Below are 23,970 nucleotides of genomic sequence, written 5' to 3' on the forward strand. Positions count from 1 at the left end.
ATCACTGACGCGGTTTTACCGGGAAACCCCGAGAAGTTCGTCAGCAATGCGGTGAGGTTCGCCAGATAAGCCCCCTTCAAAGCCTTTTCAAGATCTTTGCGATCTCTTCGTGGCCGCCGGGGTCCGTCGCCGAACCGGGGCGCTATTTGGTTCGGCGGCGGCCGCTTGTCAACGGCCCGCTTTCACAAAGGTGTCGCAGAGGTCCGCCGCACCTGCGCCAGGGCGGCCGGCGCCGCTAGCCGACGGGCACGACCTCCACCGCCGGCGCGCCCCCGGCCAGGCTGAGCACCGCCACCGAGCGTTTGTCGGCCAGGGTCGGGCTGCCGGGATTGACGAACAGCGTCCCCGCCTCCTGCAGCACGGCGGCCACGTGACTGCCGCCGAACGCGCAGACATCCACGCGGCCGCCGAACAGCCGCCGGCAGGCCTCCTCCGGCCCGACCTCGCCGAACGCCAGCTCCGGATCGACCTTGGCGCCCACCGGCGGGTCCGACAGGCTGAACACCACCCCGATCCGCACGCCCCCCGCCTCGAGCACCCGCGGCCCATCCACCAGCGCCGGCGGATCGGCCGCCTCGTCGCCAGAGCTGCGCACGGCCCAGACGGGCGCCAGGCGCGAAAGGTCGGCCACCGCCTTGCGGGTCGAGATGTCGCCGCAGTGGATGATCCCGTCCACTGGCCCCAGGGCCCGACCGATCGCGGCCAGCGCGGCCGGCCAGTCGATGAAACTGTCGTGGGTGTCGGCCACCAGCCCGAAACGGGCGCCTTCGATGCGATCGGTCCGGACCACGCGCGCCTCCGTTCACTTGATTAACAGTGTGAACTATACTCCCCGCCAAGATGGCCGCAATCCCCTCCCCTCCCCCTCCCCTGCCCGAGCAGATCTACCTCTTCGTCCAGCACCTCGGCCGGCGGCTGCGCGACATCGACCTGCAGGCCGGGCTCTCGCCGGCCAGGTTCTCGGCCCTGGCGAGCCTGGCCTTCCACGGGCCGGCCAATGTGGGCGAGCTCGCCCAGTTCGAGCGGGTGAGCCGGCCGGCGATGACCCGGCTGGCGCGCGACATGGAGCGCGCCGGGCTGATCCGCCGCCGCCCCGACCCGCAGGACCGCCGCGGCGTCCGCATCGAGCCGACCGCCCGCGGCCTGGCGCTCGTGGAGGCGGTCCGGACCGCCAAGATCGCCCTCGTCGCCGAGCACCTCGACCGCCTGGAGCCGGCGCTGCGGGCGCAGGCGGCGGCGGTGTTCGGGGCCCTCGAGGACCTGGCCGAGCCGCAAGGAGACGAGACATGACCAACGCCCTGCCCCGGGCCCGCCAGGTGCTGGAGGACGGCATGGCCGCCGGCCTGCAGGTGGGCGCCCAGCTGCACGTCAGGCTCGCCGGGGAGCTCGTCGCCAACCTCGCCCTGGGGCTGGCCGCCCCGGGCAAGGCGATGACCCCGGACTCGATGATGACTTGGCTGTCCTGCAGCAAGATCGTCAGCTCGGTCGCCTTCGCGCGGATCTGGGAGGCAGGGCTGGTGGGGCTGGACGATCCGGTGGCCGCGCACCTTCCGGAGTTCGCCCAAAACGGCAAGGGCGGCGTGACCCTGCGCCACCTGTGGACCCACACCTGCGGCCTGCTGGGGGTCGACAACGCCCTCTTCGCGGTGCGCTACACGAACACCAACGAAGAGAATGTGGCGCTGATCTGCGCCGCCCGACCGGACGCCGGCTGGGTCCCGGGCCGCAAGGCCGGCTACCACACCAGCGCCGTCTTCCTGCTGCTGGCGGAGATCGTCCGCCGCAAACGGGGGCGGCCCTTCCCGCAAGTCGTGCGCGAGGAGGTGCTGCTGCCGCTCGGGATGTCGGACTCCTTCGTCGGCATGACGGCCGAGGAGGTCGATCGCTACGCCGACCGCCTGGGCGAGACCTTCGACACGACGGGCGCAGAGCCCAAGCCCGGCTCCTGGGCGCCCGACGCGCCGCACCAGCTGACCCACGTGATGCCGGGCGGCAACGGGCGCGGGCCGATGCGTGAGCTGGCGCGCCTGCTGGAGATGCTGCGCCGGGGCGGCGAACTGGACGGGACGCGCATCCTCTCGCCTCAGACGGTCGCGGCGATGACCGCCCGCCACCGCACCGGGCTGATGGACCGCAGCTGGGGCCTGAGGATCGACTGGGGCCTGGGCCTGACGCTGGATTCGAAGATCCACCACGAGGGCCGCCCCCACCTTTACGGCTACGGCCGTCACGCTTCGCCGCGCGCCTTCGGCCACTCCGGGTTTCGCACCACCACCGCCTTCTGCGATCCGGACGCGCAGCTGGTCCTCGCCTGTTCCTGGAACGGCATGGTGGCGGACGATCAGGTCCACTCGGCGCGCCAGAACGCGCTGGCGGAGGCGATCTACGAGGACCTCGGTCTGGCGCCCTGAAGATAAGACGGGCGGGGAGCCCCGACTAAAAGCTCCCCGCCACCCCGGCGGGCGGCCGGGCTTAAAGCCCTCCCGTGAGGGAGGGGATCTCGTTCCTCAGCCGGCGGCGATGTAGGCCCGAAGGCCGTCCGCCTCGGCCTCGACCTCGCCGATCTTGGATTTCACGAGGTCGCCGATGGAGATGATGCCCACCAGCCGGTCGTCCTTGCACACCGGCAGGTGGCGGATGCGCCGGTCGGTCATCCGGCTCAGCAACTGGTCGACCCGGTCGCCCGGCTCGGCGAAGATCACGTCCTTGGTCATGACGTCGCCGACGGGCCTGGAGAGCGCCGCGGCCCCCTCCTCCGCCACCGCCCGGATCACGTCACGCTCGGAGACGATGCCGACCACGCGTTCGTTGTCCAAGACGACCAAGGCCCCGACCCTGCGGGCGTTCAGCAGCGCGGCCAGGGCGCCGAGGGTCTCGTTGGGCGTGGCGGTGAACACCGCATCGCCTTTGGTCTTGAGGATCTGGGACACCAGCATGGGCGCGATCCCTCCTGTCCTTTGGATACCGAGGGTCGCTCACCTGACCCGAAGAATCAATCGGTAAGGCGGTCCCTCCGGCCAAACAGACGCGTGATGAGGCCGATGCCGAAGAGGCCGACGGCGAAGCCGAACAGGTGGGCCTCCCAGGCGATGGGCGAGCCGGAGAGGGGCGCGCCGAACACCGCCATCAGCAGGTTCACGATCATCAGCGCCAGGCTCATGCCGATCACCGGCGGGCTGTTCAGGGCCCCGAGCCGGGCGCCGCGGGTGGCGATCAGCCGGGCCGCGGCCCCCATCAACCCCGACACCGCCCCCGAGGCGCCGATCAGCGCGGCGGTCTCCCCCGGGTGCACGGCCGCGTGGCCGAGGTTCGCGAGCACGCCGCTCGCGAAGTAGAGAAGGAAGAAGCCGGTCACGCCGGACGCGCCGGCCCCCAGGAAGCGCGCGACCGGCGCCCCGAAGGCCAGGGCCATCGCCGCGTTGACCAGCGCGTGCGTCCAGTCCGCGTGCACGAACAGCGGCGTGACCAGGCTCGCCCAGTCGCCGTCCGCGAGCTTTGCGGGCGAGAAGCCGAAGCGCTCGGCGACCGGCCCGATCGGCGCGAAGGACTGGATTGCATAGAGGCCGACGATCACTCCGGTGACGAGGAGCGGCGGCCAGGGGGCGTTGAAGAAGGGCTGGCGCTCGCCGTTCAAGGCCGGTCACCGCAAGTGCTGAAGAACATTGGTCGCAGCCCTCTCGTCCTTAACCAAATAGCCAAGTGTTTCGCTTCTAAATGGTGACGATCGGGGGCCAGGGCGAACGCGCCTGCGCCCCGTCGTGGAAGTTCTGGGGGTGGCAGGTCTCATGCACGCAGTCAAAGGCGCCCGCCTTCGCCGCGCGTCCGGCGCCGCGTTTCTCGCCGCCGCCCTGGCGGCCGGAACGGGCGCTGCGGCGCAGTCGATGACGACCAACTCGGCCGAGTTCAACGCCGGTTACGGTCGCTACTCCGGCCAGGAGAACCGCCCGGTGGACGTCACCACCCGCGACGCCAACGGCAACCGGGTGATCGTCGACGGCCTGATCCTCACCGGCGAGGACCAGTCCAGCTTCTCGCGCGCCGGCGGCGCGGCCGACGCCTTCGCCGGCGTGGGCGCGCTGGGCGGCGGGGCCACGGCCATCGGCAACAATCTCGTGGTGGTCACGCAAGGCAACTACAACACCGTCATCGTGAACTCGAGCCAGGTGAACAACGGCCCGGTCACGGCGACCACGCAGCTCAACGGGGGAGTGAGCGGTGATGGCCAATAGGCTCTTCAAGATCGCGGCGCTGACCAGCGCCGCGGCCATGGCTCTGGCCGGCTGCGCGACCCCGGTCGCGGGCCCGTCCGGCAACTACGCCCAGCCGATCGGCTCCTCGACGGTGACGCCGAACCCGACGTCCTACTCGTCGGCGCTGGTCTGCATGGCCGGCTACGCCCGGGCCAACCGGCTGACCGCCCCGCGCATCGCGGTGGGCCGGATCGCCGACTACACCGGCAAGGCCGAGGCGGACGGTTCGGGCCGCAAGATCACCCAGGGCGCCTCGCTGATGGCGATGAGCGCCTTCGCCAAGGCCGGCATGCCGCTGGTGGAGCGGTTCGACACCTCGGTGTCCGAACTCGAGCTCAAGTACGCCAACAACAAGCTGATCTCCGATGCGCCGAACGCCGCGCCGGAGATGCCGGCCGAGTACCGGCGCATCCTGGCCGGCCAGGTGCCGGGCTCGGACTTCTATGTCGCCGGCGGCATCACCGAGCTGAACTTCAACATCCGCTCGTCGGGCTTCGACATCGCCGCGGGCGACGTGGACGTCGAGGATCCCAAGGGCAACTTCCGCGGGCGGCTGATGGTGATGAACATCGGCCTGGACCTGCGCCTGATCAACACCCGCACGCTGGAGGTGGTCGACGTCATCTCCTACCAGAAGCAGGTGGTCGGCCGCGAAGTGGCGGTCGGCTGGTTCGACTTCCTGAACGGCAACGTCTTCGACGTCTCGGCCGGCACGGGCGCGCTGGAGCCGATGCAGCTGGCCGTGCGGGCGCTGGTCGAGCGCGCCGTCGTCGAGATGACCGCCAACCTCTACGGCATGCCGGGCCCCGAGGCCTGCCTCCAGCACGACCCGCTGGGCGGCGGCACCGTGGGCCTGACCGGCGCCTACGTGCCCGCCTACAACAACCTGGACACGAACAATGCGAACACCCGCGAAGATCCTTCTCGCTGGCACGCTGGTCGCGACCGCGCCGTTCGCGGCCGCTACTAGCCACGCGCAGAGTCCGGTCCTCAACGAGCAGATCCAGCTCGGCGACCTGTTCTCGTCGCAGATCCTGAACGTCGAGGAGGTGACCGACCAGACGGTCGGCGTCGCCACCTCGACGGCCAACAGCTTTGACGCCCGCGTCGACGGCGGCGACCTCGACGTCATCTCCTACCAGGAGAGCGGCGGGGCGGTCGGCTCGCAGGTGACGGCGAACGTGGCGGTCAGCTCCGGCGCCTCGACGAGCCTCTCCAGCAACGCCAGCGGCAATCTCGGCGACGCCGCCGTCTACGCCGGCGCGCTGACGGCGGTCACGACCCAGGTCTCGCGCGGCGGAACGATCGCCGCGGTCGGCCAGTACGAAGGCGAGAACGCCGAGGCCGGCGACATCGCCTCGTCCGTGCAGGCGCTCGGCAACAGCCAGGGCTTCTCGGTCAGCGCGGCGGTCTCGGGCGTGCGCGCCAGCCAGTACAACAGCGCCGACATCTCCGCCGACGGCGGCGGGGTCGTGGGCTACGTGGACAACACGGCCATGTTCTCGGCGGCTGCGGCGGCCAACAACATCACCAGCGCGGCCGGCTACGGCTCGTCCGAGCGGATGATCCTCGACCAGAACAACGAGTCCGGCCTCGTCCAGGCCGCCCAGTTCACCGCCTTCGGCAACGCCTACGTCACCCAGACCAGCGCCACCGCGTCGGGCAACAACATCTCGGCCGGCAACGAGGGCGCCCTGCTGGACATGACCGCGCTTCAGCAGAACCAGGCCTATGTGCGCGCCCAGGCCGAGAGCAGCGGCTATCAGTTCGGCTCCGGGACCGCGAGCGCCTACGGGGTCGGCAACAGCCTGCTGGCCGGCCAGCTCGGCGAAGAGGTGGTGCTCGACGTCGAACAGCTGAACATCGCCGGGGGCGTCGAGGCGATCGCCGCCTACACCGGCCACGAGGGCTACGACGCCCACGCCTCGGCGATGGCCATGGGCAACGCCGCCACCGGCTACGCCTGTTCGGAATGCGACGGGCGGATGAGCGTCAACAACCGCCAGACCAACGACGCCGACGTCGCCGCCACCGGTACGGTCACCGTCACCGGCTCCGCCCGCTCGGCCATCGGCGCCGCCAACGCCGTCGGCAACACCGCCAGCTACTACGTCACCCGCCCGCAGGAGTAGCGCGCGTAAAGAGAGGATGCTCCCCCACAGGGGGAGCTGTCGCGAAGCGACTGAGGGGGTTCGCGGGCGCTGACGCCGCGAGCGCGCCGCCCCAAGCTCTGTGCGTTTGAACCCCCTCCACCGCTTCGCGGTCCCCCTCCCCCTGCGGGGAGGATTTGCAGCCCTTGCGTTGGCCGCATGGGGCGGCGATGTTCGCGGCTCCCGTGAAGATCCCAGGCCTTACCTTCCACGCGCTCAGGCGCACCGCGCTGGCGCTGGCGGCGGCGGCGCTTGCGGCGTGCGCCACCCTGCCCGCTTCCGAAACGGCCGCACCGGCCGCCCCGGTCGAGCTCGCGCCCGGCGAGTGGCCGCAGGCGCGATCGGACATAGCCCCGGACCCGGAGATCCGCTTCGGCGCCCTGCCGAACGGCATGCGCTATGCGATCCGCCGCCAGACCATCCCGCCGGGACAGGCGGCGCTGAGGCTGCGCATCGACGCCGGCTCGCTGATGGAGGACGACGACCAGAAGGGCCTGGCCCACTTCCTCGAGCACATGGCCTTCAACGGCTCCAAGGCCGTGCCGGAGGGCGACATGGTGCGGATCCTGGAGCGGCTGGGCCTGGCCTTCGGGGCCGACACCAACGCCTCCACCAGCCTGCAGGAGACGGTCTACCGCCTCGACCTGCCCCGCACCGACGCCGAGACGGTGGACACCTCGCTGATGCTGATGCGCGAGGTGGTCGGCAACCTGCTCATCGAACCGGCGGCGGTTGACCGCGAGCGCGGCGTGGTGCTGTCGGAGGAGCGCTCGCGCGACACCCCGGCCTACCGCGTCTACCGCCAGCGGCTGGAGTTCTTCCTGCGCGGCCAGCTGCCGCCCGAGCGGATGCCGATCGGCGAGGCGGAGGTGCTGCGGACCGCGCCGGCGAGCCGCATCGCCGACTTCTACCAGCGCTACTACCGCCCCGAGCGGACGGTGCTGATCGCCGTCGGCGACTTCGACGTGGCCGAGATGGAGGCCAAGATCCGCGCCCGCTTCTCCGACTGGCAGGCGCAGGGCCCGGCCGGCGAAGACCCCGACCTTGGGCCGATCGCCAAACGCGGCGTGGAGGCCAGGCTGGTGGTGGAGACCGGCGTGCAGGAGTCGCTGCAGATCGCCTGGATCGGCCCGCCGGACGTCGCCTTCGACACCCTGGCCAAGCGCAAGCGCGACGTCGCCGAGCGCCTCGGCTTCTCGGTGCTCAACCGGCGTTTCAACCGCATCGGCCGCTCGGCGGACCCGCCCTTCCTGGGAGCCGGCGCCTACAAGGGCGACGAGTACGACGCGGCCGAGATCACCCTCGTTTCGGTCAACGTGAAGCCCGGCCGCTGGCGCGACGCGCTGGCCGCGGTCGAGCAGGAGCAGCGCCGGATCGTCCGCCACGGGGTTCGCCAGGAGGAGCTGGACCGCGAGATCGCCGAGGTGCGCGCCGCCATGCAGGCGGCCGTCGCCGGCGCGGCGACCCGCCGGCCCGGCGCCCTGGCCGGCGACATCCTGGGCTCGCTGGAAGACGACCACGTCGTCACCAATCCCGCCCAGGAGCTGGAGATCTTCGAGGCGGCGGTGAAGGAGCTGACCGCCGCCCAGGTCTCCGCCGCGATGAAGGACGCCTTCCGGGGCGAGGGGCCGCTGATCTTCGCCGTCTCGCCGACCCCGATCGACGGCGGCGAGGCGACCCTGCTGGCCGCGTTCGAGGCTTCCCGCAAGACGCCGGTCGAGCCGCCGCCGGCGGCGGGCGCGACGGCCTGGCCGTACGCGAGCTTCGGGCCGCCCGGCAAGGTGGCCGAGCGCACCCAGGCCGCCGACCTGGAGACGACCTTCCTCCGGTTCGAGAACGGGGTCCGCCTGACGGTGAAGCCGACCGCCTTCCGCGACGACGAGGTGCTGGTCCGCGTCAACGTCGGCCGCGGGCTCCTGTCCCTGCCCAAGGACCGGCCGAGCTACACCTGGGCCGGAAACGCGGTCACCGAAGGCGGGATGGCCAAGATCAGCGCCGAGGACATGGAGATGGTGCTGGCCGACAAGGTCTACGGCGCCCGCTTCGGCATCGCCGAGGACGCCTTCGCCTTCACCGGCTCGACCCGCCCCGACCATCTCGACACCCAGATGCAGGTGCTGGCGGCCTATGTGGCCGAACCCGGCTGGCGGCCGGAGGCCTTCGAGCGCGTGAAGACCGCCATGGCCACCATCCACGACCGCTACGAGACCACCGTCGGCGGCGTGGTCGCCCGCGACCTGGGCGGCCTGCTGCGCGACGGCGACCCGCGCTGGAGCTTCCCGAGCCGCGAGCAGATCGCGGACGCCCGGCTGGACGACCTGAAAGCCCAGGTCGCCCCGGCCCTGGCCGAAGGCGCCATCGAGGTGGTGATGGTCGGCGACATCACGGTCGAGGCCGCCGCCGAGGCGGTCGCCCGCACGTTCGGCGCCCTGCCCCCGCGCCCCGCCGAGCCCGCGCCCGTGCCCGAGGCCCAGCGGCAGGTGGGGTTCCCCGCCCCGGCGCCCGAGCCGGTGACCCGCACCCACAAGGGCCGGCCCGACCAGGCGATGGGCTATGTCGCCTGGCGCACCGACGACTTCTTCGCCGATCCCCAGCGGGCCCGGAACACCTCGGTGATGGGCGAGGTGCTGCGGCTGCGGCTCATCGAGGAGCTGCGCGAGGCCCAGGGCGCCACCTATTCGCCGAGCGTCGCCTACGCCCACAGCTTCAACCTGCCGGACTGGGGCTACATCTCGGCCAGCGTCGAGATCCCGCCCGAGAAGCTGCCGGCCTTCTTCGCCGACGTCGCCCGCATCGCCGCGGACCTGGCCGAAAAGCCGATCAGCGCCGACGAGCTGGCCCGGGCCAAGCAGCCCCGCATCGAGCGGCTGGAGCGCGCCCGCCTGACCAACGAGTACTGGCTGGGCGAACTCTCCGGCGCCCAGGCCGACCCGCGCCGGCTGGAGGCCACGCGCACGGTGATCGAGGCCACCCGCCGGGTCACGGCCGCGGACGTGCAGGCCGCCGCCAAGGAATTCCTCGCAGCCGAGAAGGCCTGGAAGTTCGTGGTGCGGCCGGAGGGGAAGTAGCGCCTTCCCTCCCCTTCAGGGGAGGGTGGGCCGGAGCGTAGCGAGGGGCCGGTGGGGGAGTCTCCCGCCGCGACCTCGCCAGGCGGTCGAGCCCCTGGGAGCCCGACGCTGCCCCACCCGTCCGCGGGCTTGCGCCCGCGTCCACCCTCCCCTGAAGGGGAGGGAGAGCGGGATCCTAGTACACCACGCCGCCGACGCCGCCGTCCATGCTGAAGCTGGTGGCGGTGGAGGTGACGGTTTCCTCCTCCTCGCGGTAGGCGGTGTAGGTCTCGGTGTAGCGCCAGGTCAGCACCTTGATGCCGGCCCCGAAGCGGCGCAGCAGGCTGCGCTCGAAGCAGTCGCGCTGGCGGCTGGCCGGGCGGCACTTCATCTCGCCGGCGCCGTACCACAGGGCCTCGCCCTTCTTGCAGATGAGGGTCTTGCCGCCTTCGAAGTCGGCCTTGTCGAGCCATTCGGCCCAGGTGACCTGCAGGTAGGAGCCGGCCAGGCAGCGGTAGATCTCGCCCTCGTAGCCGTCGGCGATGTCGCGGTCGGGGCTGAGCTGGGAGGCCGGATGCGGCACCTGGCGGTCGTCGATGCAGACGGCGCGGATGACGATCTTCTTGGTGACCTCGCGGCTGGCCTCGTAGGCGACGCGCTTCATGCGCTTGCCGCCGTCGACGTTCAGCTGGATGACGCCGGTGGGCATCGGCGGGCTGAAGAAGCCCCCGGCCCCGCCGCCGCCCACGAAGACGGTGGACTCGGCGCGGCCGCGCGCGCCGGCGGCGGCGATCGCCTGGCCGCTGGCCGAGGCGTTGACGATCACCTGGGGCGCCATGAAGACGTTGACGCCAGGAATGTTGACGTTGTGGCCGGGCACGCAGCACGGCGGCTGGGGCGGCGGCGGAGGCGGCGGCGGCTGGCAGCACGGCGGCGGCGGGGCGCAGCAGGGCGGCGGCGGCGGCGCGCAGCACTGGGCCTGCGCATCCTCTGGCGCGGCGCCGCCGATCAGCAGCACGGCCAGGCCAAGCGCCAGGCCAAGCAGGCTCGAACGCATCCTCATCAGACCGCCCCCTCCAAGGAGCGCCGGGACTGTCCCGAAACGGGACAGGCGGCGCCTGGTCCAGAACTTCCTGCAAGGCCCGTGCGGCCGGCCAAGGCCGCGGGACGGAGCCTGCGCAGGCATGTCGGTGTTCCATTCAAATACAGAGATGTTGATAGACTATTGGCGCAGCCGCGCTTTCCGCGGCGCGCCGCTGCGCGGCCCCATCGATCCGGCCGACTTCGCTCCCATCGCGCCCCAGGTGTTCGTGCTCGGCCGGGCCGGACCGGGCAGCTACGGGTTCCGGCTGGTCGGCGAGCTGGTGCGCGAACTGTTCGCGCAGGACCTGCGCGGCGTCCCCGCCCTGGACCTCTGGCGCCCGCGGGACGCCGGCCCCTTGCGCACCGCGCTGGAGGACGCCCGCCGCCGCGGCGCGCCCCTGGTCGTCCACGCCCACGCGCTGACCGAGCGGGCGGCTTTGCCGATCGAGGTCCTGTTCGCGCCCCTGCCCGGCGACGACGTCCGGCCGGACCGGGTCCTTGGGCTGGTCCAGCCGCTGACGCTGGTCGCCCGCCTGCAGGGCGCGCCGGTGCTGACGCTGGCGCTGGAGCGGATGCTCTCGGCCGGCCCGGCTGTCGAGCCGGCGCCCCACCTGCGGCTCGCGGCGCTGAACGGGCGGCGGATCGCCTAGAGCGCCTTGAGGTCCTGGGCCATCGCGGCCACGACCGAGTCCCAGTCGCCCGGGCTCGGCTGGCGATAGAGCCGCAACGAGGGGTACCAGGGGCTGTCGGCCCGCCCCGTCATCCAGCGCCAGTCGGTCCGGTAGGCCGGCAGCATCACCCAGCAGGGCACGCCGAGCGCGCCGGCCAGATGCGCCATGGCCGTATCGACGGTGATCACCAGGTCCAGCGCCTGGATGCGCGCCGCGGTGTCGAGGAAGTCGCCGCGCGGCTCCTGCAGATCGACCAGTTCGGCGACCTCCCGCAGCGGGTCGAGCACCGACGGCGAAGGCAGCGAGCGGCGGGCGTCGTTGGGATGTTCGGGATTGCCGCGCCAGACGAAGCCGACGCCGCCGCTCTTCGGGGCCGAGGGGGCGGTCAGGTAGGGCGCCGGCGGAATGGTCTCCACGGTCGTCTCGAACACCGCGGGCAGCGAGAGATTGCGCACATGCAGGTCGGCGCGCGGGACCACCGCGCCCTCGGTCAGCGGGAAGACCGTGACGCCCAGCCCGGCGAACAGCCGCTCGAGCGGCGGCGAGCAGACCAGGATCACCTCGCCCGCGCCGCGGATCCGCGGCAGGTAGCGGGCCATCTGGATTTCGTCGCCCAGCCCCTGCTCGCGCCAGACCAGCAGGCTGCGGCCCGCCAGGTCCTCGCCGCCCCATTCGGGCATGCCGGCCCCGGCGATGGGGTCGCCGTCGAAGGCCTTGCGGGCCTCGTAGAGCATGAAGCCCTCGCGGTAGCGGCCCTGGGCCAGCATCACCAGGCCGAGGGCCGCGATCACCGGCGCATTGTCCGGCCGCTGCGCCAGCGCCGCGAGGTAGGCCCGCTCGGCCGTCGGGAAATCCAGCGCATGCGCCGCCTGGATTCCCCGCTCCACCAGGACGCCGAAGTCTTCCGCCATGAGCGGCGCATAGCACAGCGCGGAGCTGAGTCCCGTAGAGACCTCTCCCCGCTTGCGGGGAGAGGGTTGGGTGAGGGGCGCCGCTGCAGGCGGCGGCAGGATCGAACAGATGGGTTTGGGGGTGAGGCTCTTGCCCGCGGACGCCGGGGCGGCGGCGAGCCCCCCTCACCCTACCCTCTCCCCCCGCGAGCGGGGGGAGAGGTCTTAAGCCTAGGCCGGCTCCGGCAGGCGGATGTTCTGCTCGGCGAGGTAGCTGAGGATCCCGTCGCGGGCGGCGCGGGCGCTCGGCCGGGCCTCCATCCGATCCCGCCAGGCGGAGAGCCGGGGCAGACCCTCGGGGCGCAAGCCGAAGAAGGCCGCGGTCAGGAACGCAGTGTAGGCGGCGATGTCGGCGTAACTGAACACGCCGGCCATCCACGTCCGATCGCCCAGCGCGGCGTCCATCTCGCGATAGGCGTCCATGGCCAGCGCCCGCGCCTCGACCGCCTCGGTGCTGGTCGGATCGCGGACGAACTGGCCGAGCTGCCGAAGTTTGGGGAACCAGATCTCGTCCGCCCTCAGTTCGGCGAGGCGGGCGGCGGCGCGGCTGCGCGGCTCGGCGGGCCAGAGCGGCGGCTCGGGGAACAGGTCCTCGAAATACTCGCAGATCACGGTGGAGTCGAAGATCTCCAGGCCCTGGTCGATCAGCACCGGCACCTGGCGCTTGGGATTGATCCGGTCGACCTCCGGGTGGCCGACGTAGGTGAAGGTGCGCGGCTGGTAGGGGACCATCTCCACGTCCAGCCTGATCCCCTTCTCCGCGGCCGCGATCAGGACCTTCGCGCCGAACATGCTCACCGGACCCGTATAGAGCTTCATCAGACCCTCCATCACGCACGACCGTTCGTGCTATTTTCTAGCCAAAACAAACACCTCAACCGACGGCCTCGCGCAGCAGCCGATCGAACGCCTCCTCCGCCCGCTGGCGGGCGTCACGCCGGTTCATCAGCTTGCCGTGCAGCTGGAACGACAGCCCCAGGCCGACGAGCTCGAAGGCCACCTGGCGGCCGAAGGCGACGGGCGCCTTGCCGTCCCTCGGCAGGTCCGTCGCCACCCGGGCCAGCAGCTCGTGCCAGTCGTTCTGCACCGCCACCAGCCGGTCCCGAACGGGGCCCGGCCGGTCGTCGTACTCCTGGCTGGCGACCGCGAAGATGCAGCCGCCCATGCACGGCTCGCCCTCGATCCAGTCGAGCCAGCGGTCGAACAGCGCGCGAAGACGCGGGCCCCCGCGCGGCTCGGTCAGGCCCGGCTCCACCACCTGCCGGCGGAAGCGCTCGGAGGCCTCCTCCAGCACGGCGAGCTGCAGCGCCTCCTTGGACTTGAAATGGGCGAAGAGGCCGCTCTTGGAGAGCTTCAGGCTCTCGGCGAGCCCGCCGAGCGAGATGCCCTCGAGGCCCAGCGCCACCGCCTGGCGGAGCGCCTCGTCGATCACCGCCTCGCGTGTGGCCGCGCCTTTTCCCATGCCGGAAGAAAAGCACGACCGTTCGGTTTTTGCAATGCTCATTGTCGGGCGGCCATTGCCGAACCGGGTGGAGGCAGGCTAGCGCGGGAGGATGATCACCGATCCGGTCTTCTACGCCCTGGCGATACCGGCGGTGGCGCTCATGGGCCTGGCCAAGGGCGGGTTCGCCGGCGTCGGCGCGATCTCGATGCCGCTGCTGGCCATGGCCCTCTCGCCGGTGAAGGCCGCCGCCATCCTGCTGCCGATCCTGATCGTGCAGGACGCGGTCAGCGTCTGGGCCTTCCGGCGGGACTGGGACAAGGTCGTGCTGGCGGTGATGCTGCCGGGCGCGGCGATCGGCATCGTCCTCGGCTACCTCCTGGCGGCGGAGGTCTCGGCCACAGCCGTCCTCGCCACGCTGGGCGCCATCTCCATCCTCTTCGCGGTCCAGAGGCTGTGGGCCTCCCGCGGGGGCCGGGTCGCCGCGCCGGCCGACTCGCCCGCGCCGGTGGGGGTGCTGTTCGGCGTCGCCGCCGGGTTCACCAGCCAGATCGCCCATGCCGGCGGCCCGCCGTTCCAGATGTGGGTACTGCCCAAGAACCTGCCGCCGGCCAGCCTGATCGGCACGACCGCGATCTTCTTCGCCGTGGTGAACTGGATCAAGGTTCCCGCCTACGCCGCCCTCGGCCAGTTCACGGCCGAGAACCTGCTCACCGCCGCGGCCCTGTTGCCGCTGGCCGTGGCCTCCACCTTCGCCGGCGTCTGGCTGGTCCGCCGCATCGCCGCCGAGCGCTTCTACCAGCTGATCTATCTGCTGATGATCGTCGTGGGCGTGCAGCTGATCTGGAAGGCGGCGAGCGGCGGCTGAACGTCCTGAACCTCTCCCCCCCGAGCGGGGGGAGAGGTCTAGGCGCGCTTGACGCACAGGGTTCAACAGGCTGGCATCGCGCCAGGAGGCGAGCGCGATGGACTACAAGCGTTACCAGTGCAGCATCTGCGGCTTCATCTACGACGAAGAGAAGGGCGCGCCCGAAGAGGGCCTCGCGCCGGGCACGCGCTGGGCCGACATCCCCGACGACTGGTGCTGCCCCGACTGCGGCACGGCCAAGGCCGAGTTCGAGATGGTGGTGATCGCCTGAGCGCCCCCTCCACCGCCTTCGGCGGTCCCCCTCCCCCGCAGTCTGCGCTGCGGGGGAGGATCTGAGTGCATAAGCTCCTCCCCCGACGCGAAGTCGACGGGGGAGGTGGATGGGCGCGAAGCGACGAGACGGAGGGGGCGCGAAAAACGCGCTCTAGCCCGCCACGGGCTTCAGTTCCTTCTTGAATCGCTGCCAGTTGCGCACATAGCCCATGGCGCCGAAGGCCATCCGCTGGGCCTGTTCGGGGGAGAGTTCGCGCACCACCTTGCCAGGCGCGCCCATCACCAGCGAGTTGTCGGGGATCTCCTTGCCCTCGGTGATCAGGCAGTTGGCGCCGATCAGGCAGTTCTTCCCGATCTTCGCCCCGTTGAGGATGATCGAGCCGATGCCGATCAGGCTGCCGTCGCCGATCGTGCAGCCGTGCATCATCACCATGTGCCCGACGGTCACGTTCGCTCCGATGGTCAGCGGCGATCCGGCGTCGGTGTGCAGCACCGAATTGTCCTGCACGTTGGAGTTCTCGCCGACGACGATGGGGTCGTTGTCGCCGCGAAGTGTGGCGCCAAACCACACCGAAGCGTTCTTCTTGAGAATCACCTGGCCGACCACGGCCGCGTTCGGCGCTATCCAGTATTCATCTTCGCCCGGAAGCTCAGGAGCAACATCACCCAAGTTGTAGACAGCCATTGTCACCGTTCCTTTATTCAGCTTCCGGCGGCGTTTAACCGTTCATAAAGCACGATAGGATCATTCTAGTCGGGCGATTCGGAGGGGTGAAAGCCCCGCCGCGTCCCACCGGGCGTCGTCCGGCGTCCGGGCTCCCGCGAAACGGAGTAACGGGTGTCGCGTGTGTCAGTGGGGCGGCTGGAGCCGCCCGGATCACCACCGAGCTTGGGGCGGCCAGCCCCGGCGCGACTCCGCCGCCGATTCAAATCCACTCCAGTCGAAGGGCGATCCGATGTCGGACTCGCCCTTTTTTCATGCCCCCCAAGGAGGCCTTGATGACCAAGCGTGCCCTGAAGCGACAGCTGCGCGACGGAGCCCTGGACGCCACCCAGTTCGGCGATGACGGCAAGGTTCGCCGCCTGCCGGTCAGCCGCGGGTGGTCGCCCCTGGCGGGGAGCGGCGACGACGAGCGGGATCAAGGCTACCTGAAGACCATCAAGGCCAAGTCCCCGGGCCAGGAGAACCTGATCAAGGCCATCGACCAGAAGAACCTGGTCCTGGCGCTGGGCCCGGCCGGCACCGGCAAGACCTACCTGGCCATCGCCAAGGCGGTGGAGGCGCTGGAGGCCGGCCGGGTCGGCCGCATCGTGCTCTCGCGGCCGGCGGTCGAGGCCGGCGAATCGATCGGCTTCCTGCCCGGCGAGATGGAGGACAAGCTCGCCCCCTACCTGCGGCCGCTCTACGACGCCCTCTCCGACCGCCTGTCGATGAAGCGGGTGCGGGCGCTGATGGCCGAAGGCGCCATCGAGATCGCCCCGGTCGGGTTCATGCGCGGGCGGACGCTGAACAACGCCTTCGTGGTCATCGACGAGGCCCAGAACTGCACCTACGTGCAGCTGAAGATGCTGCTGACCCGCCTCGGCTGGCACTCGACGATGGTGGTCACCGGCGATCCGGCCCAGTCCGACCTGCTGCCGGAGATGAGCGGCCTTGCGACCGTCGCCGACCGCTTCGAGGCGGTGGACAACATCGCCGTCGTCCGCCTGGCCGACCGCGACATCGTCCGTCACCCGCTGGTCGCCGAAATGCTGGGCGTGCTCTGAGCCCACCGCCCTAGGACGCGGGGGCGCGGGCCGAGCGCCGGACGGCCTCCCCGAGCGCCTCCGCCACCTTGGGCGTCACAGCATCCCAGGTCGCGCCGAGGGGGCGGCGGAACAGGGTCAGCGTCGGGTACCAGGGCGAATCGCTGCGCTCCAGCAGCCAGCGGAAATCCAGTCCCTCGGCCGGCGTCAGGCAGAAGCACGGCCGGCCGAGCGCGCCGGCCAGGTGCGCCGGCGCGGTGTCGACGCTGATGACCAGGTCCAGGGCCTCGATCAGCGCCGCCGAGTCGCCGAAGTCCTGGAAGTGGCGGCCGAGGTTCAGCAGCGGCTGTCCGGCCGGCGGGTCGGCCGCCTCCTCCTCCGCGACGCCCTTCTGCAGGCTGACGAAGGTCACGCCGGGCACGTCCCACAGGGGCCGAAGCACGGAAAGGTCCGGCAGGGAGCGGTTCTTGTCGTTGGCGAGCTCGGGATTGCCCTTCCAGGCCAGCCCCACGCGAAAGCCGTCCTTCGGGATCAGCTGCGCCCAGCGTTCCCGCCGCTCCGGCAGCGCCGACAGGTAGGGGACCTGGGCCGGGATGGTCTCCAGCCGCGTGCCCATCAGGTAGGGGAGCGACAGCAGGTAGGTCCAATAGTCGTGGGTCTCGATCTCGTGCACGCCTTCGGCCGGCACCAGGCGGTCGACGCCGTCCAGCGTGGCCAGCAGCGGCGCCAGCGCGGGCTTGCAGACCACCGTCACCTTGGCCGGGCCCATCGCCTTCAGCAGCGGCACGTAGCGGCAGAACTGGATTTCGTCGCCGTGGCCCTGCTCGTACCAGACGAGGATGCTGCGGCCCGCCAGCGGCTCGCCCCGCCACTGCGGGCAGCCGAAGTTGATCGGCTCGGGCGCCCCGGGGCGCGTCGGCTCGTACCGCGCCTCGTAGAAGGGCCACCCCTCCTCGAAGCGGCCCAGGGTCAGCAGCAGGCCGCCGAGCTTGAAGCGCGCCTCGGCGTCCTCGGGGTGGCGGCGGACGAGCTCGCGCAGGGCCGCTTCGGCTTCCAGGTGGCGGTCCTGCAGCCACAGCAGGTTCGCCAGCGACATCCGCATCACCGGCTCGTCGGGCGCCACCCGCAGGCCGGCGTGGAACACCTGCTCGGCCTCGGCCAGCCGCCCGTCGACCCGCAGGAACAGGGCGAGGTTGTTGTAGGTCTGGGCGAAGCCGGGGTCGGCGGCCAGCGCGCGGCGGAAGAAGCTCTCCGCCAGCGGCCGGGCCCGCAGCACCACCGCGGCCACGCCGCCCACGTTCAGGGTCGGCGGGCGGGCCGCCGGTCCGAGCCCGCGGACGTATTCCACGACGGCCGCGAACTGCTGCTCGCCCAGCAGCCGGTTGGCGTCCGCGAAGGCCGGATCGTCGTAGTCGCCGACGTCCAGCAGATTGGTGTCGCTCATCGCCGGCGCCGGGATCGGCCGCTAGGGGAGGTCCTCCGCCAGGATGGCCATCTCGAACATGTAGGACCCGTCCTCGTCCTCGTCCTGGAAGACGACGCCGACGAACTCCTCGCCCACGTAGACCTCCGCCGAATCCTTCTGCTTGGGCCGCGGCAGCAGCTTGATGCGCGCATTGGCGAAGGTGCCGCGCAGGTGGCCCTCGATCTTGCGGATGGCTTTTTCGTCCACGGCTGCGCGCTCCTTGGTTCTCGCTTGCGGCGCGAACCTAGCGGGTAGCGGCGTCCGGGAAAACCTCAGATCACGTAGTCGTAGACGGCGTCGGCGAGCGTGTGGTCCATGCTCTTGGCCGGCTCGTCGCAGGTCGGGCAGTTGACCAGCCGGGCGGGCACGCCCGCGGCCGTGCAGCCGGGAGGCACCGGCTTCAGCACCACCGAGCCGGAGGCGATCTTGGCGTAGTCGCCGATGGTGATGTTGCCCAGCACCTTGGCGCCGGCGCCCAGCAGCACGCCGTTGCCGACCTTGGGGTGGCGGTCGCCGCGCTCGGCGCCTGTGCCGCCCAGGGTCACCCCGTGCAGCATCGAGACGTCGTCCCCGATCACCGCCGTCTCGCCGATGACGATGCCGGTGCCGTGGTCGAAGAAGACGCCCGAGCCGATTCGCGCGGCCGGGTTGATGTCGACCTGGAAGAGTTCGGAGGTGCGGCTCTGCAGGTGGAAGGCCATGGCCTCGCGGCCCTGCTTCCACAGCCAGTGGGCGATGCGGTGGGTCTGCAGCGCCAGGAAGCCCTTGAAGAACAGGAAGGGCTGGACATAGCCCCTGCAGGCCGGGTCGCGCTCGAACACCGCCTTGAGGTCGGCCTCGGCCATCTCGACCAGCCGCGGCTCGGCCTCGTAGGCCTGGCAGGCGATCTCGCGCATGGTCATCGCGCCCAGCTCCTGGTCGCCGAGCTTGCGGGCGAGCTGGTAGGACAGGGCGCCGCCCAGGTCCTCGTGCGACAGGATCACGGTGTGCAGGAGGCTGGCCAGGGCCGCCTCGGTCTTGGCCACGCGGGCCGCCTCGTTGCGCAGCGCGGCCCAGACGGGCGGCGGCGCCGAGGGATCGATCACTTCCAGGCGTTGGCTCATCGGCTCCTCCCGGCCCATGGGCGATCTCCCTATCCTAGCATGGCGCGCGCGAGCGCGTCCGGCAAAGCCCTTTCCCTGGCCATATGGTAGGCCCGCAGCAGCATCGCCACCGTCAGCACGTCGGGAAGATGGCCGGCGAGCGCCGCCTCCAGCGCCTCGCGGAATGGGACCCTCGCCAGAGCCAGCTCCTCGGTCTCGTCGGGATCGGCCGGAACGGGCGTCAGGCCCGTCGCGATGTAGCCGATCGCGATCTCGTCGGTGATAGCGTTGGAGAGTTGAACCTTCATGACCGGCAGCCACTGCGCCGCCTCCAGCCCCGCCTCCTCGCGCAGCTCGCGCCGGGCGCTCTCCAGCGGGTCCTGGTCGATCGGGCCGCCGCCCTCGGGGATCTCCCAGCTGTAGTCCCGGTGGGCGAAGCGGTGCTGGCCGACCAGCAGGGTCGAGCCGTCGTCGAACAGCGGCAGGACGGCCATCGCGTAGTTCTTGAAGCTGACCACGCCGTAGGTCGCCGGCTTGCCGGTGGGGGCCAGCGCCTGGTGCTCGGTCACGCTGATCCAGGGGTTGTCGTAGATCGGCCGCTCCGAGAGCCGTTTCCAGGGCGAGCCGTGGGGCCGGAGCCAGGCAGGTTTTTGCGACATGTTCTCATCTAGCCTTGCCGAGCCCGCCTTGTGGGCCAATAAGAGCCTCCACACAACGCCGTCGCCTTGCGAGACGTCCCTTGCCCCTGCCCCTTCCTGAGCCTCCCGCCTTCGGCGAGCCCGTGCCCCAGACCCCCGCGCCGGAGGTGCTGCACTTCCTGGCCCGCCGCCGTTCCGCCTCGGCCGTGACGCTGGCCGAGCCGCCGCCCTCGCCCGCGGAGCTGGACGCCCTGCTGCGGATCGCCGTGCGGGTCCCCGACCACGGCAAGCTCTCGCCCTGGCGGTTCGTCGTGCTTCAGGGCGAGGCCAAGGCGCAGGCCGCCGCCCGCCTGGAGGCGCTCGCCGAGGGCCGCGGCGACGCCCGCTCGGTCGCCAAGCTCGCCAAGCTCAAGACCCCGCCGCTGGCGGTGGTGGTCGTCTCGCGGGCCCGCCCGGGCCTGGATATCCCGGAGTGGGAGCAGCAGCTTTCGGCCGGGGCCGTCTGCACCCTGCTGCTGATCGGGGCCCAGGCGATGGGGTACGGCGCCAACTGGATCACCGACTGGTACTCCTACGACGCCGAGGCGCGCGCCATCCTCGGCCTGGCGCCGGAGGAGCGGATCGCCGGCGTCGTCATGCTGGGCACCGCCAACGAGCCGCCGCTGGAGCGCGAACGGGCCGACCCGGCCGCCCTGACGAGCGTCTGGCGCCCGTGACCGACGGCTTCGGCGAGCACGCCGACTGGCTGGACCGCTGGCTGCGCGAGGCCGCCCTGCCGCTCTGGTGGCGGGCGGGCGCCGACCACGCGCGCGGCGGCTGGTTCGACGCATTGGCTGAGGACCTCGCCCCGCGCGAGCCGCGCCGGGCGCGCGTTCAGGCCCGGCAGGCCTTCGTCTACGCGACCGCCGGCCGGCTCGCCTGGGACGGGGAGTGGCGCGATGCGGCCTGGCACGGCCTCGACTGCCTGCTGGACCGCTACCGGCGCCCGGACGGCCTCTACCGGGCGATCATGTCGGCCGAAGGCGAGGTGCTGGACGACACCCCCCGGCTGTACGAGCAGGCCTTCGCCCTGCTGGCCATGGCCGCCGTGCACCAGGTCGATCCCGGCCGCCGCGACCTGCCCGGCCTCGCCGGCCGGCTGCTCGCCGCGCTCGACCAGCTGCGCCACCCGGCCGGGGGCTTTCGCGAGACCTACGCCCATCCCTTCCAGGCCAACGCCCAGATGCACCTCTTCGAGGCGGCCCTGGCCTGGATCGAGGCCGGCGGCGGGGCGCCCTGGCAGGCGCTGGCGGACGAGATCGCCGGGCTGGCGCTGGCCCGTTTCATCGATCCCGAGGGCGGCTTCCTGCGGGAGATGTTCGACGAAGGCTGGCGGCCCGCGCCGGGCGGGGATGGCCGCCGGGTCGAGCCCGGCCACCAGTTCGAGTGGGCCTATCTGCTGGACCGCTGGAGCACGCTCACCGGCGCGCCCGAGGGCCGGGCCGCCGCCGGGCCGCTCTACGCGGCCGGCCTCAGAGGCGTGGACGCCGTCCGCGGCGTCGTCGTGGAGGCCCTGGAGGACGACTTCTCCATCCTGGAGCCGCGCGCGCGGCTGTGGGGCCAGACCGAATGGCTGCGGGCCGCGACGCTCTTCGGAACGCCGGACGAGCAGGCCGAGGCGGCGCTCGCCGTCCGCCGGTTCCTGGAGCCGGCGAGGCCTGGCCTGTGGCGGGAATACATGCAGCTGGACGGGCGGTTCGTCGACGAGCCGGCGCCGGCCAGCTCGTTCTATCACCTGATCGGCGCGATCGCCGACCTGCCGAAAAACCGACGGCCGGACGGCGCTTCCGCACCGCCCGGCCTGAGGTGACACGCCCGAGGAGAGTTGGGCAGACGACTTATAGGCCAATCGCCGGCGGTCCGCCAGCCTCTCGCCGCGCAATTCCTAACGGGAGAAGCCGGCGCGTTAACCTTTCAGCCCCGGCCGCGGTAGGGCGGCACGCCCTGGTCGGGGATCCACAGACCCTCCGGCGGGGGCCCGCTCTGCCAGAAGACGTCGATGGGGATGCCGCCGCGCGGGTACCAGTAGCCGCCGATCCGCAGCCAGATCGGCTGGACGGTTTCGACGATCCGGCGGCCGATCGCGACCGTGCAGTCCTCGTGGAAGGCGCCGTGGTTGCGGAACGAACCCAGGTAGAGCTTCAGCGACTTGGACTCCACCAGCCACTCGCCCGGTGCGTAGTCGATCACCAGGTGGGCGAAGTCCGGCTGGCCGGTCACCGGGCACAGCGAGGTGAACTCCGGCGCGGTGAAGCGGGCGAGGTAGACGACGCCCTTCTGCGGGTTGGGCGCCTTCTCGAGCACAGCCTCGTCGGGGCTCGCAAAGCCACGCACGTCCTGGCCGAGCTGGGTGAGGCCGGTGGTCTCCATGGCCCGGGCTTTACGCGGGCGCGCGGGCGCCCGCAACCGAGACAGCGGCGCAGCCAGCCGCTATCACGGACCCAAGCAACAACACCAAAGGGAGGACCCGGCGCATGGCGGGCAAGGACTTCGACGGCTACGTGGTGGTGGTGACGGGCGCATCGACCGGGCTTGGCCGGGCGATCGCCGTGGAGACCGCATCGCGCGGCGCCCGCGCCGTGGTGGTCAACTACGCGCGCAGCGCCGAGGAGGCCGAGGAGACCGCCCGCCTGGTCCGCGGGCACGGCGCCGAGGCGGTGCTGGTGCAGGGCGACGTCGCCGCCGACGCCGACTGCCGCAAGATCGCCCAGGCCGCCGAGCCCTACGGGCGGATCGACGCCCTGTTCAACAACGCCGGGACCACCACCTTCGCGGCCCACGGCGACATGGACGCGGTCTCGGCCGACGATTTCCTGCGGCTCTATTCGGTCAACGTGGTGGGCGCCTTCCAGATGGTGCGGGCCTGCCGCGCGCTGCTGGAGGCCGCGCCGCAGCCGGGCGCGGTGGTCAACACCGCCTCGATCGCCGGCGTGGTCGGCATCGGCTCGTCGGTGCCCTATGCGGCCTCGAAGGGCGCGCTCAACACCATGACCCTGTCGCTGGCCCGCGCGCTGGCCCCGAAGATCCGCGTCAACGCCATCTGCCCGGGGTTCATCGACACGCCCTGGTTCGGCAAGGCCCTGCCGGAAGAGCGGGTGCAGCAGATGCGCGAACGCTCCGCCGCCGCCACCCCGCTGAAGGTCGCCTCCACCGCCGAGGACGTCGCCGCCTCGGCGGTGTTCTTCGCCTCGCCCTACTCCCGGCACGTGACTGGCGAGACCCTGCTGATCGACGCCGGCAGCCACCTGAACTACGCGCCGATGTCGATGCGGTGAGTCTCGGGCGCGGGGCCCGGCCGTTGCCGCCAGGCCACAGCCTTGGCGCCGATTTAGCGGGCGCCCCGCGCCCTTAACGCCTATTAACTGATCATCCCCTAGCTTGGCCGGGCTGTGTCGCCCCCGCTCGTTGTGACGGCGGCTCCCAAAGGCGATGCAGGCGTGATGGCCGGAGTCAAACCGGCCCCGGAGAGAAGGGGATATCCATGAAAGCTTTGAAGTTTGCGCTGCTCGGCGCAGCGGCCAGCCTCGCCATGGGCGGTTCGGCCCTGGCCCAGGAAGACGCCGCCGTCGACGTCTCGTTCAACATCGGCGTGGCCAGCGACTACGTGTTCCGCGGCGTCAGCCAGACCGACGAGGGCGTGCAGGTGTTCGGCGGCGCCGACGTCACCTCGGGCATGCTCTACGCGGGCGTCTGGGCCTCGAACGTCGATTTCCTCGACTCCACCGACGCCGAAGTCGACTTCTACGCCGGCGTGCGCCCGACCGCGGGCCCGTTCACGCTGGACTTCGGGGCGATCTACTACGCCTACATCGATGAGCCGTCGGGCGCCGACTACAACTACTGGGAACTGAAGGCCGCGGCCTCGGTCCCGGTCGGCCAGGCCACCCTCGGCGCGGCCCTGTTCTATTCGCCCGACTTCACCGGCGCGGCCGCCGACGAGGGCCTCTACTACGAAGTCAACGGCGCCATGCCGCTGTCGGACAAGGCGACCCTGTCGGCCGCCATCGGCCGCCAGGAAGTCGAATTCGACGGCCTCGGCGACTTCGACTACACGACCTGGAACGTCGGCCTCGGCTACGCGATCACCGACAAGGTCGGCCTCGACATCCGCTACTGGGACACCCAGGAAGAGCCGTTCGGCGACATCTCGGAAGAGCGCATCGTCGCGAGCCTCAAGCTGACGCTGTAATCGCGTCACAGTTCAATGACTTCGGAAAGCCGTCGCGCCCTGCGCGGCGGCTTTTCTCTTTGCCGGCGCGACCACCGC

Annotated in this window: 27 protein-coding genes; 14 read left to right on the forward strand and 13 right to left on the reverse strand. The window is 71.3% G+C overall.

Translation table 11 applies throughout. The features are described 5' to 3' along the window. Nucleotides 1–235: 235 nt before the first annotated feature. Nucleotides 236–790, reverse strand: a complete 555-nt coding sequence (locus ACFSC0_RS01360) for a metallophosphoesterase family protein (protein WP_377281146.1) — start codon at nt 788–790, stop codon at nt 236–238. 50 nt (nt 791–840) lie between these two features. Between ACFSC0_RS01360 and ACFSC0_RS01365 the strand changes: the two genes are divergently transcribed. Together ACFSC0_RS01365 and ACFSC0_RS01370 are read left to right on the forward strand one after the other, a co-directional pair. Then, nucleotides 841–1,290, forward strand: coding sequence for a MarR family winged helix-turn-helix transcriptional regulator (locus tag ACFSC0_RS01365; RefSeq protein WP_377281145.1), 450 nt, complete (start codon nt 841–843; stop codon nt 1,288–1,290). After that, nucleotides 1,287–2,411 (forward strand): serine hydrolase domain-containing protein, encoded by a 1,125-nt coding sequence (locus ACFSC0_RS01370; protein WP_377281144.1) that lies wholly within the window; start codon nt 1,287–1,289, stop codon nt 2,409–2,411. Before ACFSC0_RS01365 ends, ACFSC0_RS01370 begins: the two co-directional genes overlap by 4 nt. A 96-nt stretch (nt 2,412–2,507) precedes the next feature. On the opposite strand, the gene ACFSC0_RS01375 is transcribed toward ACFSC0_RS01370, so the two are convergent. Together ACFSC0_RS01375 and ACFSC0_RS01380 are read right to left on the reverse strand one after the other, a co-directional pair. After that, entirely contained in the window at nt 2,508–2,936 is a 429-nt protein-coding gene (locus ACFSC0_RS01375; RefSeq protein ID WP_377281143.1) for a CBS domain-containing protein, read from the reverse strand. A 56-nt stretch (nt 2,937–2,992) separates the two neighbouring features. After that, nucleotides 2,993–3,634, reverse strand: a complete 642-nt coding sequence (locus ACFSC0_RS01380; RefSeq protein WP_377281142.1) for a rhomboid family intramembrane serine protease — start codon at nt 3,632–3,634, stop codon at nt 2,993–2,995. Nucleotides 3,635–3,785: 151 nt separating this feature from the next. Here ACFSC0_RS01380 and hfaA point away from each other — a divergent pair, with 151 nt between their 5' ends. The 4 genes from hfaA (at nt 3,786) to ACFSC0_RS01400 (ending at nt 9,468) form a co-directional block, all read left to right on the forward strand. Further along, nucleotides 3,786–4,229, forward strand: a complete 444-nt coding sequence (gene hfaA, locus ACFSC0_RS01385) for a holdfast anchoring protein HfaA (RefSeq protein ID WP_377281141.1) — start codon at nt 3,786–3,788, stop codon at nt 4,227–4,229. Next, the gene (gene hfaB, locus ACFSC0_RS01390; protein ID WP_452603506.1) at nt 4,216–5,220 is read left to right on the forward strand and encodes a holdfast anchoring protein HfaB; all 1,005 of its coding nucleotides are present in this window, start codon (nt 4,216–4,218) and stop codon (nt 5,218–5,220) included. Before hfaA ends, hfaB begins: the two co-directional genes overlap by 14 nt. Next, entirely contained in the window at nt 5,150–6,382 is a 1,233-nt protein-coding gene (gene hfaD / locus ACFSC0_RS01395; protein ID WP_377281139.1) for a holdfast anchor protein HfaD, read from the forward strand. The genes hfaB and hfaD overlap by 71 nt, the downstream gene beginning before the upstream one ends. Before the next feature lie 164 nt (nt 6,383–6,546). Further along, nucleotides 6,547–9,468 (forward strand): M16 family metallopeptidase, encoded by a 2,922-nt coding sequence (locus ACFSC0_RS01400; protein WP_377281138.1) that lies wholly within the window; start codon nt 6,547–6,549, stop codon nt 9,466–9,468. 175 nt (nt 9,469–9,643) lie between these two features. On the opposite strand, the gene ACFSC0_RS01405 is transcribed toward ACFSC0_RS01400, so the two are convergent. Next, the gene (locus tag ACFSC0_RS01405) at nt 9,644–10,510 is read right to left on the reverse strand and encodes a hypothetical protein (RefSeq protein WP_377281137.1); all 867 of its coding nucleotides are present in this window, start codon (nt 10,508–10,510) and stop codon (nt 9,644–9,646) included. A gap of 121 nt (nt 10,511–10,631) precedes the next feature. Between ACFSC0_RS01405 and ACFSC0_RS01410 the strand changes: the two genes are divergently transcribed. Then, on the forward strand, nt 10,632–11,180 hold the full coding sequence (locus tag ACFSC0_RS01410) for a PAS domain-containing protein (protein WP_377281136.1): 549 nt from the start codon (nt 10,632–10,634) through the stop codon (nt 11,178–11,180). Here the strand turns inward: ACFSC0_RS01410 and ACFSC0_RS01415 are convergent. From ACFSC0_RS01415 to ACFSC0_RS01425, 3 genes are all read right to left on the reverse strand, one after another. Beyond that, nucleotides 11,177–12,112, reverse strand: a complete 936-nt coding sequence (locus tag ACFSC0_RS01415; RefSeq protein WP_377281135.1) for a tetratricopeptide repeat protein — start codon at nt 12,110–12,112, stop codon at nt 11,177–11,179. The two genes, ACFSC0_RS01410 and ACFSC0_RS01415, sit on opposite strands and share 4 nt — an antisense overlap. 210 nt (nt 12,113–12,322) lie before the next feature. After that, nucleotides 12,323–12,970, reverse strand: a complete 648-nt coding sequence (locus tag ACFSC0_RS01420) for a glutathione S-transferase family protein (RefSeq protein ID WP_377281134.1) — start codon at nt 12,968–12,970, stop codon at nt 12,323–12,325. 55 nt (nt 12,971–13,025) lie between these two features. Next, a complete protein-coding gene (locus tag ACFSC0_RS01425; RefSeq protein ID WP_377281133.1) occupies nt 13,026–13,613 on the reverse strand; it encodes a TetR/AcrR family transcriptional regulator in 588 nt (195 codons plus the stop codon). Nucleotides 13,614–13,704: 91 nt separating this feature from the next. Between ACFSC0_RS01425 and ACFSC0_RS01430 the strand changes: the two genes are divergently transcribed. Further along, nucleotides 13,705–14,460 (forward strand): sulfite exporter TauE/SafE family protein, encoded by a 756-nt coding sequence (locus tag ACFSC0_RS01430; RefSeq protein WP_377281132.1) that lies wholly within the window; start codon nt 13,705–13,707, stop codon nt 14,458–14,460. 97 nt (nt 14,461–14,557) lie between these two features. Continuing rightward, complete coding sequence (locus ACFSC0_RS01435) at nt 14,558–14,731, forward strand: rubredoxin (protein ID WP_377281131.1); 174 nt, start codon at nt 14,558–14,560, stop codon at nt 14,729–14,731. A 153-nt stretch (nt 14,732–14,884) separates the two neighbouring features. On the opposite strand, the gene ACFSC0_RS01440 is transcribed toward ACFSC0_RS01435, so the two are convergent. Beyond that, entirely contained in the window at nt 14,885–15,418 is a 534-nt protein-coding gene (locus ACFSC0_RS01440; RefSeq protein WP_377281130.1) for a gamma carbonic anhydrase family protein, read from the reverse strand. A gap of 293 nt (nt 15,419–15,711) precedes the next feature. Here ACFSC0_RS01440 and ACFSC0_RS01445 point away from each other — a divergent pair, with 293 nt between their 5' ends. Further along, complete coding sequence (locus ACFSC0_RS01445; RefSeq protein ID WP_377281129.1) at nt 15,712–16,500, forward strand: PhoH family protein; 789 nt, start codon at nt 15,712–15,714, stop codon at nt 16,498–16,500. Nucleotides 16,501–16,510: 10 nt separating this feature from the next. On the opposite strand, the gene ACFSC0_RS01450 is transcribed toward ACFSC0_RS01445, so the two are convergent. The 4 genes from ACFSC0_RS01450 to ACFSC0_RS01465 form a co-directional block, all read right to left on the reverse strand. Continuing rightward, a complete protein-coding gene (locus tag ACFSC0_RS01450) occupies nt 16,511–17,923 on the reverse strand; it encodes a tetratricopeptide repeat protein (protein WP_377281128.1) in 1,413 nt (470 codons plus the stop codon). 21 nt (nt 17,924–17,944) lie between these two features. Next, a complete protein-coding gene (locus ACFSC0_RS01455) occupies nt 17,945–18,151 on the reverse strand; it encodes a DUF3126 family protein (RefSeq protein ID WP_377281127.1) in 207 nt (68 codons plus the stop codon). Nucleotides 18,152–18,216: 65 nt separating this feature from the next. Next, nucleotides 18,217–19,047, reverse strand: coding sequence for a serine O-acetyltransferase (gene cysE / locus ACFSC0_RS01460; protein WP_377281126.1), 831 nt, complete (start codon nt 19,045–19,047; stop codon nt 18,217–18,219). A gap of 29 nt (nt 19,048–19,076) precedes the next feature. Beyond that, entirely contained in the window at nt 19,077–19,685 is a 609-nt protein-coding gene (locus ACFSC0_RS01465) for an NUDIX domain-containing protein (RefSeq protein ID WP_377281125.1), read from the reverse strand. 122 nt (nt 19,686–19,807) lie between these two features. Between ACFSC0_RS01465 and ACFSC0_RS01470 the strand changes: the two genes are divergently transcribed. Both ACFSC0_RS01470 and ACFSC0_RS01475 read left to right on the forward strand, forming a co-directional pair. After that, the gene (locus ACFSC0_RS01470; RefSeq protein WP_377281124.1) at nt 19,808–20,380 is read left to right on the forward strand and encodes a nitroreductase family protein; all 573 of its coding nucleotides are present in this window, start codon (nt 19,808–19,810) and stop codon (nt 20,378–20,380) included. Further along, on the forward strand, nt 20,377–21,513 hold the full coding sequence (locus tag ACFSC0_RS01475; RefSeq protein ID WP_377281123.1) for an AGE family epimerase/isomerase: 1,137 nt from the start codon (nt 20,377–20,379) through the stop codon (nt 21,511–21,513). Before ACFSC0_RS01470 ends, ACFSC0_RS01475 begins: the two co-directional genes overlap by 4 nt. A 104-nt stretch (nt 21,514–21,617) precedes the next feature. Here ACFSC0_RS01475 and queF read toward each other — a convergent pair whose 3' ends face one another. Next, nucleotides 21,618–22,073, reverse strand: coding sequence for a preQ(1) synthase (queF, locus tag ACFSC0_RS01480; RefSeq protein ID WP_377281122.1), 456 nt, complete (start codon nt 22,071–22,073; stop codon nt 21,618–21,620). Between the two features lie 104 nt (nt 22,074–22,177). Here queF and ACFSC0_RS01485 point away from each other — a divergent pair, with 104 nt between their 5' ends. Next, complete coding sequence (locus ACFSC0_RS01485) at nt 22,178–22,978, forward strand: SDR family NAD(P)-dependent oxidoreductase (protein WP_377281121.1); 801 nt, start codon at nt 22,178–22,180, stop codon at nt 22,976–22,978. A gap of 206 nt (nt 22,979–23,184) precedes the next feature. Next, nucleotides 23,185–23,892: a TorF family putative porin gene (locus ACFSC0_RS01490; protein ID WP_377281120.1), complete on the forward strand. Its 708-nt coding sequence runs from the start codon at nt 23,185–23,187 to the stop codon at nt 23,890–23,892. The last annotated feature ends 78 nt before the right edge of the window (nt 23,893–23,970 follow it).

The organism is Phenylobacterium terrae (assembly GCF_042681205.1).
GTDB classification, from domain to species: domain Bacteria; phylum Pseudomonadota; class Alphaproteobacteria; order Caulobacterales; family Caulobacteraceae; genus Phenylobacterium; species Phenylobacterium terrae.